Here is an 11893-nt window from a genome sequence, read left to right on the forward strand (position 1 = left end):
GCCTCCTGCATCAGGTAGGCTGCTTATGTGGGCCCGCAGACCGGTTTGATTATATCAAATAGATCTCAAAAGGAACCACGAATAACAACTGTTTTCCTGCGCCCACACAAACAGAGAACCGCAAAGAGAGTCATCCCAGAGTTTGTCCATGCCCCGCTTTAACCTCAGCCCGTCGCTCATCGGCCGGTTTTTCTACCACGACTGCGAACGCCACCTCCGCTACCACGCGACCCCGGAGCAGGAGCGCGTCAAAGCCGGCATCCCGGCGGCCGCGATCGACACGCGTCCGGTGACGCGGGCCCTCCTCGATGCCGGCATCAGGTGGGAGGAGGAGGTGATCCGGACGAAACTCGCGGGCAGGGTACGGCTCCCGGACGGGGCGGGGCCGATCTCCGGGCGGTCGTTCTCCATCGAGGAGAGTTTCGACCTCCTCCCCCGGCTCTCCCGGGGCGAGGCAATCTACCAGACGACCATCCCAGTCTCGGTCCACTTCCTGCAGAACTACGATCTTGATCCCGGGATGCACCGCTTCTCCCCCTGCCGCCCGGATCTCGTCAGGGTCGATGAAGAAGGACGCCTGCAGATCATCGACATCAAGGCAAGCGAAGAACTCAGCGTCAGTCACCGGATCCAGGCGACGTTGTATGCCCTGATCCTCGAGCACGCACTGGACCTGCTCGGGCTCGATCTCCGGGTCGACCGGAACCGGGCGGGAATCTGGCTTTACGGGGAGGACGAACCGAAACCCTTCGACCTGCACCTCAACATACGGGTGATCGAGGACTTCTTCCGCCACCGCCTCCCGGGTATCCTTGCCGGCCCGCCGGGGGACGTGCCCTGGCACCTCACCTCGCGGTGCGAGTCCTGCGAGTTCTACCCCCACTGCCGCGCCGAGGCGGAGGCCTCCTCCTCGGTCTCGCAGATTCCGGGGCTCTCGCCCATCGGGCGGCGCTACCTGCGGGAGGCGCCGTGGGACGGCGGGCTCTCGATCAATGCGCTCTCCGACCTGGAGGCGTTCCTCCGTGACCCGGAGAGCGATGGCTGCCTCGACAACTGCGGGTCGCTTGCCGGCCAGGGCGACCGCCTGCGGGCGACCGTCCGGGCGCTCACCACGGGGGAAGTCGTTTCGCTCGACGCGACCTCGCTCGCGCTCCCCGTCTACGAGGATATCGCCGTCGTCCTGACCATCCAGAAGGATCCCGTATCCGGCCGGATATACGCCCTCGGGTTCCGGCGGAGCAGGGGCAAAGCCGTCTACGGGACGCCCTCGCACGAAGCAATCTTCGTCGCGGCGGATCCCGGCGACTGCGCCCGGGTGCGCCGGGAGTTCATCCGGGCGCTCGCCGCGGAACTCGAGGCTGTCGACGGGTACAACCGGGGCCGCGACTGGGCCGAACAGGAGTCGGTGCAGACCTACGTCTACGACGCCTACGAGGAGGAACTCTTCACCCGGCTGCTCGAAGAGGCGCTCGAGGATCCTGTGATCGCCGAGGACGCTCTCAGGCTGCGGTTCTACTACCAGGATCCCGGCATCGCTCTCGGGTCAAGCCACCCGAGCACTTCCGTCCCCTTCCCGGCCGTCGTCCTGACACGGGAGATCCGGCGACTGCTCGCACTTCCCGTCCCGTTCACGCTCCGCCTGCCTGAAGTTCTCGCGGCGATCCCCTCCTCCCGGTTTGCGTACCGCCTCGACCCGGGCTCCCTCTTCTGGAACGAGCACGGCAACGCCATCAAGAGCGACGCCATCATGATGGCCTGGCACGGGAGACGACCGGAGGCTACGGACTGGATCCGGCAGGAGGTCTCGCGCCGCCTGCTCGCCGCGGGGAGCGTCCTCGACGGACTCCGCGAACGGACGAAGGAGAAACTCGTGCGGTGGGCGGAGAAGTTCCGGTTCCCGGGTTCGTGGGACGCCGCGACGCCCGAGATATCCCGCCTTCTCTTCATCGCGGAGTACGAGTCGACCATGGGCGCCCGTCGGGTGCAGGAACTGCGGAGCAGGCCGCGGGAGGCAAGGGTCCGGGACGCCGTCAGCATCCCCCTCAAAAAGAGCGAGGGGAACTTCTGGAAGGTGCTCACACCGCTGGATCTCTCGCTCTTCGAGCAGTCGCGGGCGTTCAGTTACCTCCTCGTGCCGGGCGGCGAGGCGGGCGAGGAGGCGGAGCGGGCGTTCGACGACCTCCGCTACCGGAGCAGCCCGAATCCCGGAAACAGCGGGGTCTGCTTTGCGAGGGTCCGCGACACCATCGTCGACCGGACGGCCGGAGAGGTCAGGGGGCTTGTGCTGGAGGTGACCTACCCCCGCGATCACGCACCTTTTGCCGAGGGCGACCTCGCGGTGCTGCACCCCCGGTTCACCGATTTCACCGCCCCGCGCTACGTCGACCGCCTCCTTGCTCTCGACGAGCAGCCGGAGAACGCCTTTATCCGCCTCCTCCGCGACCCGCGGGGGTTCGCCGCGCCGATCCCCGAGTCCGGAGAGGTCGTCGCCGACGCCGAACGGCTCGCCCGCGATGCCGGGTTCACGAAAAGCCAGGCCCGGGCGTTTTCCCACGTGACGGAGAACCGCCTGACCCTGGTCTGGGGGCCGCCCGGAACCGGGAAGACGCATTTCCTCGCGATGGCGATCCTCTCGCTCGTCAAAGCCCGGCGGGCGCACGGGGAGAGGATCCGGGTGGGGGTCGCGGCGTTCACCCACGCGGCCGTCGAGAACCTTCTCGTCAAGGTGCAGGGCTCGGTCGACGCGTTCGGCCTTGCCGCCGGCCTTCCGATCTACAAACTGAGGGATGTCCGGACACCCGGCGGGGAGCGGAGCCTCGAGGTGCTGCCCTACGACCGGGCCGAGACCGTCGTCGGCTACCCGGCCCTCCTCCTCGGCGGGACGGTGCACAGTTTCGTAAAACTCGAAAAGTCCCTTCCGTCGCTCGATCTCCTGATCGTCGACGAAGCGTCGCAGATGAGGCCGGCGGAACTCGCGATGGTGCTCCCGATGCTCAGGCAGGACGGACGGCTCGTCCTCGCGGGCGACGACCTCCAGCTCCCTCCCGTCGTCCAGGGGGCGTATCCGGCGCCGGTTGACGGTCTCCCCGGGCTCGAGGACTCCGTCTTCGCCTACATCCGGCACCGCGACGACCCCGGCCGCCCCGTCTACACCTGCCAGCTCCAGGAGAACTGGCGGATGAACCGCACCCTCTCGGAGTTCGCGGCGGAGACGCTCTACGGCACCGGGTATGCTCCCGCGACCGGCGAGATTGCAGCGCAGCGGAGCGCCCTCGCCCCCGGTTCGCCGGGCGAGGAGTGGATTGAGTGGATCCTCGATCCGGCATACCCGCTCGTGCTCTGTGTGCTCGAGGGCGTCCGGACGACGGTGGAGAATCGGGTCGAGGCGGCGCTGGTCGCCCGGCTGGCCGGGACGCTCCGGGAGAGGGTCGTCGACCCCGGCTCAGGGGAGCGGTATCCGGCGACGGAGGACGGAGATTACCGCTTCTGGCGGCACGGGCTCTTCATCGTCAGCCCGCACCACGCACAGATAGGCGCCATCAAGAACAGTCTCGCCGGTATGCGGGACTGGAAGTATCCGCCGTTCGTGGACACCGTCGACAAGATGCAGGGGCAGGAGGCGGAGGCGGTTATCGTCAGTTACGGCGTGAGCGACGTCGAGACCGCCCTTCGCGAGGCCGAGTTCATCTACAGCAGGAACCGCCTGAACGTATCGCTGACCCGGAGCCGGGCGAAGTGCGTGGTCTTCCTGCCCCGGCCGCTCCTGGAGCCGCCGCTTGAACTGGTGCAGAACGAGAAGGCGGCGGAGGGGCTCCGGCACATGCTCGACCTCCAGGAGTTCTGCCGGGCCCACGGGGAGGAGTGGACGTTCGACCTTGACGGCGAGGCGGATGTCCGGCTCACGGTGATGCGGGCGCGGGAGGGGTGAAGGGGGGAGCGGAGACGGAAGCGATTGCGCTCTATTTTTAGAACGTCGTTGACCACACCCGACAGTACCCCACTCCTGCTCAATAGCCAGTAGATCTTCGAGATAGCTAGAACTCGTGCACGGCTTTCCACTGGATATCGCGACTGGGGGTGGGGCTGACGGGGAGGGGGGAGCATCTCCCCTCCCCTGTCTCCAACGCCCATCTCAGGTGCTTTGGATCGGGTTAAGTTACTCTTCCCTTCACCCCCACCCCGCCCGCGCTTCGCGCTCCTCCCCCGCCCCGAGGGGCGGGGGCAGTGCGTGGCGATACCGGATGGAAAGCCGTGTATGGGTTTGCCACAGACTCACAACGTCCGGGAGCACGCCTGTATCTTGCCAGATCTTGATTCTCATCGAGTTTGAGGACACCTGCCCCCGGGTGCCCAACCTATTTTCCCCCTACCAGACAGATAACATACCGTGATCGGCAGCCTCGACCCCGAACAAAACGAGCGCGAACGCCGGCTCCTCGACGCTATCCGGGCGGAGGGGGCGACGCCGGAGACCATCGACCTCTTCCGGGATCTCATCCTCTCGTACTTCCGGGCCCACGGCCGCGACCTCCCCTGGCGGCATACCGCCGATCCCTACCGAATCCTGGTCTCCGAGATCATGCTCCAGCAGACGCAGGTCGAGCGGGTCGTCGTGAGATACCGTGAGTTCCTCGACCGGTTCCCCGACTTCGCGAGCCTCGCCCGTGCGCCGAGAAGCGAGGTGCTCCTCGCCTGGCAGGGCATGGGATACAACCGCCGGGCAATCGCGCTCCAGGAGACCGCACGGCGCGTCGTGGAGGAATACGGCGGTGACCTTCCTGCCGACGTCGAGATGCTTGCAACCTTCCCCGGCATCGGGAAGGCGACCGCGGCGGCGATTGTTGCGTACGCGTTCAACATGCCGGTCGTTTATGTCGAGACGAACATCCGGCGGATCTTCATCCACTTCTTCTTCCAGGACCGGGAGGGCGTCCGGGACGACGAGATTCTCCCGCTCGTCGAATGGGCCCTTTACCGCGAGAACCCGCGGGAGTGGTATAGCGCGCTGATGGACTACGGTACGGTCCTGAAGAAGCGGACGGCGAACCCGAACCGGAGGAGCGCGTCCTACTCCCGGCAGAGCCGGTTCGAGGGGTCCGACCGGCAGATCAGGGGGCGGATCCTCGCGCTCGTCCTCGAGGAGGGAACGGTCATGGAGAAGGAGGTGATCCTCCGGCTCTGCGAAGAGCCCGGGCGGGTGAAGCGGATCCTCGGGGACCTCGCACGGGAGGGGTTCGTCGCCGAGAGCGAGGGTGCGTACACCTGTAAGTAAGGTTGATGCCGGACGGGCGCCATCCCAGAGAGGATGAAGATCGGCTACCCGTGCATCAACCGGCGCATCGGCTGCTCCTCGGGCCGCACGTTCCGGCTCTCCTCCTACTCCGACGAACGGCTGGAGGAGACCGTCCGGGAGAACCTCCGCTGTCTTGGTGAGATCCTCCGTTTCAATCTCAAAGAGTGCATCCTCTTCTTCCGGATCGGCTCCGGCCTCGTGCCGTTTGCATCGCACCCGGTCTGCACCGCCGCATGGGAGGAGACCTTCGCGAGGGAGTTTGGGGAGGTCGGCCGGTTCGTCCACGAGCACGGGATGCGAATCTCCATGCACCCCGACCAGTTCGTCGTCATCAACGCGAAAGATCCCGATATTGTCGCACGGAGCGTCGCGGAACTCCGCTACCACACCGCTCTTCTCGACGCCATGCACCTCGATGAAACCGCGAAAGTCCAGATCCACGTCGGCGGGGTCTACGGCGACCGGGATGCTGCCATGGAACGGTTCGTGAGCGTATATTCCCGGCTCGATGAGAGCATCCTCCGCCGGCTGGTCGTCGAGAACGATGATACACGCTACACCCTGGCCGACTGCCTCCGCATCCACGAGGAGACCGGCATCCCGGTGCTCTTCGACGTCTTCCACCACACTGTCAACCCCTCCGGCGCCGGGGTTGCCGAAGCGGTCGAACAGTCCGGCGCGACCTGGCGTCCCGACGACGGCATCCTGATGATCGACTACAGCACCCCGATGCCCGGCGGACGGAAGGGGCGGCATGCGGAGAGCCTTGATAATGCCGACTTCGAGCGGTTCCTCGCCGAGACCGCGCCGACAGATATGGACATCATGCTCGAGATCAAGGATAAAGAGAAGAGCGCTCTTGCCGCCATCGGGATCGCCCACCGGGACGGGCGGTTCCTCCTGCCGGCAGAGCGGTAGCCCGATCAGGGCGTAACAATCTCTATCGTCGGCGGGACGAGCGCCGCGCTGATGGCGTGGCAGATGCCGTTCGTGCAGAACGCATCGGCCTCGACGATGGGGACACTGTTGACGGTGATGCCCCGATCAGACGACCGTATGACAAGGTCAGTCCCGAGGCTCGACCTGACGGCGGTGATGCTCCGGAGGTCCTCCGAGGTCAACTGGCCCGGCACGACGTGGTAACTCGTGATGAGAAGGAGTTTGTCCGCGTCCTGCCGGAGTTCGTTCATCCGCCCCTCTGGAACCCTCGAAAATGCCTCGTCCGTCGGGACGAAGACCGTGAACGGCCCCCTCTCACGGAGCATCGGCTCCATGCCCGCGATTCTGATCAGTTCGAGAAATACGGTGAGGGTGTTGGAGTCTTCCAGGGTTTCGATGATGTTCTTCATGCTGCTCTCTCCAATCGCACCACTATGTGCCGAATTATTTATACGTTCGGCTACCCCTCAACGGCCCTCGCAATTGGAGGCAGGAGCAGCGTAGAGACCGCGTGGCAGATCCCGTTGGTACACCACGCGTCGGCCTCGACGACCGGGACGTTGTTGACCAGCACCCCTTTCGATGCAACCTCTATGGTCAGGTCTTCTCCCTGGAGCGACCGCAGGGTCCGGATGCCCAGGAGGTCTATCATGGAGTGTACCCCCGGGACGATATGATAGTTCAGGACTACGGTGAGCCGGTCGGTGTCCCGGCGAATCCCGTCAAGTTCCGGGCCGGGTATCTCTCGGAACGCATCGTCATCCGGGACGAAGATCGTATAGGGGCCTTCACTGCTCAGCCGCTCTTCCATATCGGCTGCCCGTACAAGGTCAAGAAACGTGGTAAACGATTCCGATTCCCGCAGAGTCGCGATGATACTCTTCATGCGAACCAACTCCCGGCGGGTGATGGAGGGACGGAAGTATATATAATTGCGGGTGGTTCTGCATGGCTCCGGAGCCGATTGGAGGCTGGTATCCGGCATCTCACAATCCCGCCGGCGAATATGTCCGGTGCATACGCACCTATGCGGACTCAGGCCTATCTCCTGACTCGTGCCTCGACAGCCCGCGGCAGGAGCACCCTGTCGATGACATGATAGATGCCGTTCGTGCACTCGACATCGGGCTGAATGACTGCAGCATCGTTCAGCCGCATCGTTTCCGGAGAGCCCGAAATATCCAGGTGGTCGCCCTGCAAGGTCCTGATCGCCTCCATCCGTGCCAGTTCCCGCGTAGTAAGTTTGCCCTGGATCACGTGATACAGGACCATGCCCTCGATCCGCTCCCGGTCGTCCATGACAGCATCCAGCACTTCCTCTGGAAACGTGGAATATGCCTCATTTGTCGGAAACAACGCCGTGTACTCGCCCCCCCCGCTGAGGGCCTCTGCCAGCCCGCCGGCCTGCAGCATCGCAACAGAAGTGCTCAACCGGCTGTCTTCCCGGGCAGTCTCAAAGATACTCTTCATGGCCATCGGAGTCATTCAGCCACATATATATAATTGCGGATATGTTGATACAGTGGGAGAAAAAAGCGATTTCTGGTCGGACCGTGAAGTCCTGTCCGCCCGTGGTCCTGCTCACTTCGCTGCGTAGGCCTCAAAGGCCTGCGAGAGCGTCACAAAGGGGATGCCATCAAGGACGTGGATGATACCGTTGTCCGCCTCCATGTTCCCCTCGAGCACGACGGCCTCGTCCACCTGCGTGCCCTGCTCGGTCTTCCGGACCATAATGGGGTTCCCTTCAACGGTCTGCACGACGTTCTTTTCTAGCAACGCATCGAGCGTGCACTTATGATTTCCGATCGTGAAGAAGTCAATCAGGTGCGAGAGCATCTGTTTGTCGTTTAAGATCATCGCCCGGTTCGGCTCGGGGATCGCATCCCATGCTGAATCGACCGGAGCAAAGAACGTCATCGGCCCTTCACCCTGCAGCATCTTCTCCTCGCCGAGGGTCCGGATGATCTCGACGAGTCTGCTGAACCTTCCATCGTTCTGTAACGTCTCAAAGATCTTCGCCATACCAGGTACCTCCCTGCGGGGCGGTTCGTGGTATGCCATCATATATATGGATTATTATATTTCCAATACAATTAAAACAGGAGTGGGAATACGCGCCTCTGTCTGCGGGCCGGGCGGATCAGATCATTTCAGGGATCGGACCTGGGAACGGCAAAACCGTCATTCGCGAATCAGGTCGGCGATATACTCCTCAAGGAGTTCGAGCGCCTCCCACTCCCGGGAGCCGCCGCACTTCCGGGCAAGGCCGGTGTGGTGCTCGATAAGCCGACGGAGCCATGGATCGCGGTTCCTGACGTAGCGGGTGGCATGGACCGTAGCCTCTACGATGCTCGCAAAGCCCCGGTTCACCGGGTGCAGCCTGAGATCAAGCACCTCCTCGTGGAAGGGGACGAGCCGGACGACGAGCGCCTCGTCGCTCGACCGCTCCACGTCGGCGGCAAACGCGGCCCAGGCCTCCGCGTCGCGAAGACGGCAGACGACCATCCCGTTGATCTCTTCCCGGACAAAGGTTTCTTTCGGCAGGTCGTCAAACGCGGTCCGGACGTAGATAACGGGATCGAAGACGAAGTTCGCGACCACCCAGCGGTCCCGGGCGATGTTCCTCGCGGTATGGCTCCCCCGGAAGAGGACCATGTGCAGGGAGCCGCTCCGGTTGATGATCCCCATGGGGGCGGCGTTGTAGTCTGTGGTCGCGATAACCTCGTTGATTCCCTCGGTCAGCAGTCCCACTGCCATCCCTCCCCGAGCGCCACGTATATCCCGGCGATAGTGATGTCGGCGATCGAGCCCGGGTTGATGCCAGCGGAGACACACTCGGCGTCGAAGTCGCGGAGATCGCGCGCCCCGTTGAGCACTTCGGCCGCACACCGCATCGTCCTCTCTGCCGTCTCCATCCCGTGCTTCTTCGCGATGAAGGTGTCCGGCTCCGATGCAAGGAGGTCGAGGAACGCCGCGACGATCGCTTCACGCCCGCACCCATGCGCATGCAGCAGGTCCGCGCATCGGCGGGTCAGGGCAAATCCGTTCGTCCACTCGCGGGCAACCATATCACGGGGAGCCGAGTAGGCCATGATGTCGGCAAGGGTCATGCCCCGCTCCCGGATGGCGGCGACCGAGGCCGGATCGTTCACGTCCAGGTCCTCGCTCTCCCCCATCCGAACACTCGTAAGGCCGAACGCTGCATAGAACTCGACCGCGTCCTCGACATCGGTCGCGGCAACGACCTTCCGCGCCCCCTCGGTGTCTCCCCCGAGGACGAGCGGGATGAGCAGGATAAACGCCCCGAAGTGGGTGTTCCCACCGGAATGACCGTTTGTGAGCTGAACCGCCTTCCGGATCAGGCTCCCGACCCGGCCGCCGGTCCTCTCGGCCGCATCGAAGGCGGGTCTCGCGAGGATCGTCGAAGCGAGGAAGTGCTCGAGACGGGTGTCCGGACAGTCATGGCACCGGTCCACGTTCCCGGGTTTTGGGTAGGCAGAGACCTCGAGCATCATTGCCATCTGCGCACGTTCAGCCCGATTCATCAGCGGCTTCTTCTCCATCAAAAACCCTGTGCATGATCTTCTCTGAGAGGCGGTGCTTGCACCGCATGTAATCCCGCGCAGAGAGCCCCATCTTCTCAAGCGTCATGTTCCGGAACATGCAGGGAGAACTGATCTTGCAGCACCAGGCAAGGCTGCCGAAACAGGTGTTCTTCCCGTCTTCGAGCGGCGTCCCCTTCACCGCCTCCTGTTTGAGTTTCAGGTACTCGTCCCGGGAGAGTCCGATCTTCTCCAGGGTCGGGATGAGCGGGCAGGCCTTCACCGGCATACAGCAGAAGGTGAGCGCCCGGATATCGCCGCCACGGCAGAGCTGTTTCGGGGCGTTGTACCACCCTCCTTCGTCGGCGGACCGGGTGATGGCGGCATCGAGGCCGGCAAGCGTCCAGGGATCGGACTGCCGGGCAAGCGAGACGAGGTCCGCCCCGTGGGAGAAGGCGTCCATCGCCTTATCGAAGGTGGTCATGGAGTTGTTTGCGATCAGCATCAGAGGCGAGGCGTTTCTGAGCTGGCGGACCTTGTTGTGCCCGAAGTCCATCAGGTCGACGTGAAGGATATCCGCCCCCGCCTTCCAGACGGTGCGGGCGAGATCCTGGTCGTTCGCCGCGACACCTGCCCGGACCTTCACCGAGACGGTCACATCCGCCGCTTTGAGGGCCCGGATGATCTCGACGAGTTTTGCCGGATGGCGGAGAAGATACTCGCCGCACCCGGCTTCAAGCATCGGCGGCTGCCTGCAGTGGGCGTCGACCTCGTAGACCACACGATCCTCGAACGCGCCTGCTATCTCGCCGTAGGCGGCAGGCGTGCTCCCGCGGAGGTTGATGCCCGTCACAACGTCGCTCTGTTTCAGGGCATTGACCTCTTTTTCCAGCGCCTCCAGGGGATCATCATATAAAAACTCCTTCCGACCCGCCTCTGCCATCCGCCGGCTTGCGTCAAGAGTGGGGCCGTCGATGGAGTAGCCGCCGATGAAGGCGGCTCCGACATGAGCCGCCCGCTCAAGAACGTATGCCGCATCCACGATCCCGGCCATGGATGCGATTGCTATCGGTGTTTTTACAATCCGATCGTTTATGAGGAGTTCAAAACGATCATATGCTTCCATCATACTTCTCCATCTATTGGTGGTGGGAAAGGATATTGATTTGTATCCAGGCCCGGCAGATCGTACTCCTCACCGGAGCGGGTGAGCGCACAGCAAAGCCGGAAATCGTCGATCGAGATGCCGGGGGCGTTCCCGTAGTAGCCAAGAACCGTATCCCGGGCATGAGGTATGCCTCCTTCACCATCCCCGCACCGAACCGGAACTCGACGGCAAGGAAGCCGCGTCGTCCGGTCCTCCTGATGAAGTCAGTGATCGCGTCGATCTGGCGGACGTTGTTTTTGTCGGAGTGGAAGTGCTGGGAGAAGTAGGGTTTCTTGCCCGATATCGACTTGCACTCGATGGCCGGGTAGTAGCGGGGGTCGAGAGAGTTCACAAGGACGTCGACGTACCGGGTATTGAATTTGCTCTGTTTGAGCCGGCAGGCAAATCCGTGAGTCTGCCGGTGCGTGAAGAATCGGTTGATACAACGGGTGATCCCCCGTTCGAAGTTTGCCATCACAGAGTTCTCGAACCGGGCCCTTGAGAACAATCGGTAATTATTTTAATATGCTGCCGTAGTACCTTGTAACATATGGCACTTAAAGGAATGTTACTGGTTGGACACGGGAGCAAGCTCCCGTACAATAAGGAACTCATCGAGACCACCGCAGATCTCATCGCCCAGAAGACGGATGATTACATCGTCAAACCCGGCTTCATGAGCCTCAACACCCCTACGGTGGTGGAGCAGCTCGAGGCGTTCCGGAGCGAAGATATCGAGATGCTGGTCGTCGTCCCGCTCTTTCTCGCAAAGGGCGTCCACATCAACCAGGATATCCCGGAGATCCTCGGCCTTCCTGAAGGACAGCGGCACGGCACGTTCCAGCTGAACGGGAAGACGGTGCCGCTCGTCTACGCGAACCCCATCGGCAGCGACCCGCTTCTTGCCGAACTGATGCTGAAGAACGCGTCCGACGCGATCACCGAACTGAAACCCTGAAGGATATGCGAATC

General features: G+C 63.2%; 12 protein-coding genes. 4 read left to right on the plus strand and 8 right to left on the minus strand.

Going from position 1 to position 11893, the window contains the following annotated elements; all coding sequences use genetic code 11:
- Window positions 1-148 precede the first annotated feature (148 nt).
- The 3 genes from HL657_RS08895 to uvsE all read left to right on the plus strand — a co-directional run bounded on the left by HL657_RS08895 (window position 149) and on the right by uvsE (window position 6211).
- Window positions 149-3928 carry a bifunctional RecB family nuclease/DEAD/DEAH box helicase gene (locus HL657_RS08895; protein ID WP_317296465.1) on the plus strand — a complete coding sequence of 1260 codons (3780 nt, stop codon included), beginning with the start codon at window positions 149-151 and terminating at the stop codon, window positions 3926-3928.
- Between the two features lie 459 nt (window positions 3929-4387).
- Window positions 4388-5272 (plus strand): HhH-GPD family protein, encoded by an 885-nt coding sequence (locus tag HL657_RS08900; RefSeq protein WP_317296466.1) that lies wholly within the window; start codon window positions 4388-4390, stop codon window positions 5270-5272.
- A 33-nt stretch (window positions 5273-5305) separates the two neighbouring features.
- Complete coding sequence (gene uvsE, locus HL657_RS08905) at window positions 5306-6211, plus strand: UV DNA damage repair endonuclease UvsE (protein WP_317296467.1); 906 nt, start codon at window positions 5306-5308, stop codon at window positions 6209-6211.
- A gap of 5 nt (window positions 6212-6216) precedes the next feature.
- Here the strand turns inward: uvsE and HL657_RS08910 are convergent, their stop codons facing one another.
- From HL657_RS08910 to HL657_RS08945, 8 genes are all read right to left on the minus strand, one after another.
- Window positions 6217-6642, minus strand: coding sequence for a fasciclin domain-containing protein (locus tag HL657_RS08910; RefSeq protein WP_317296468.1), 426 nt, complete (start codon window positions 6640-6642; stop codon window positions 6217-6219).
- A 50-nt stretch (window positions 6643-6692) separates the two neighbouring features.
- Window positions 6693-7118, minus strand: coding sequence for a fasciclin domain-containing protein (locus HL657_RS08915; protein WP_317296469.1), 426 nt, complete (start codon window positions 7116-7118; stop codon window positions 6693-6695).
- A gap of 155 nt (window positions 7119-7273) precedes the next feature.
- On the minus strand, window positions 7274-7702 hold the full coding sequence (locus HL657_RS08920) for a fasciclin domain-containing protein (protein WP_317296470.1): 429 nt from the start codon (window positions 7700-7702) through the stop codon (window positions 7274-7276).
- A gap of 111 nt (window positions 7703-7813) precedes the next feature.
- Window positions 7814-8254 carry a fasciclin domain-containing protein gene (locus HL657_RS08925; protein ID WP_317296471.1) on the minus strand — a complete coding sequence of 147 codons (441 nt, stop codon included), beginning with the start codon at window positions 8252-8254 and terminating at the stop codon, window positions 7814-7816.
- A gap of 159 nt (window positions 8255-8413) precedes the next feature.
- Window positions 8414-8983, minus strand: coding sequence for a DUF447 domain-containing protein (locus HL657_RS08930; protein WP_317296472.1), 570 nt, complete (start codon window positions 8981-8983; stop codon window positions 8414-8416).
- Window positions 8971-9795, minus strand: coding sequence for a triphosphoribosyl-dephospho-CoA synthase (locus HL657_RS08935; RefSeq protein WP_317296473.1), 825 nt, complete (start codon window positions 9793-9795; stop codon window positions 8971-8973). The genes HL657_RS08930 and HL657_RS08935 overlap by 13 nt, the downstream gene beginning before the upstream one ends.
- Complete coding sequence (locus tag HL657_RS08940) at window positions 9764-10903, minus strand: methanogenesis marker 9 domain-containing protein (protein ID WP_317296474.1); 1140 nt, start codon at window positions 10901-10903, stop codon at window positions 9764-9766. The genes HL657_RS08935 and HL657_RS08940 overlap by 32 nt, the downstream gene beginning before the upstream one ends.
- Before the next feature lie 10 nt (window positions 10904-10913).
- Complete coding sequence (locus HL657_RS08945) at window positions 10914-11396, minus strand: PDDEXK family nuclease (protein WP_317296475.1); 483 nt, start codon at window positions 11394-11396, stop codon at window positions 10914-10916.
- Window positions 11397-11471: 75 nt separating this feature from the next.
- Here HL657_RS08945 and cfbA point away from each other — a divergent pair, with 75 nt between their 5' ends.
- Window positions 11472-11879 (plus strand): sirohydrochlorin nickelochelatase, encoded by a 408-nt coding sequence (gene cfbA / locus HL657_RS08950; protein WP_317296476.1) that lies wholly within the window; start codon window positions 11472-11474, stop codon window positions 11877-11879.
- The last annotated feature ends 14 nt before the right edge of the window (window positions 11880-11893 follow it).

The sequence above is a fragment of the Methanoculleus nereidis genome, assembly GCF_032944295.1.
Lineage (GTDB): Archaea > Halobacteriota > Methanomicrobia > Methanomicrobiales > Methanoculleaceae > Methanoculleus > Methanoculleus nereidis.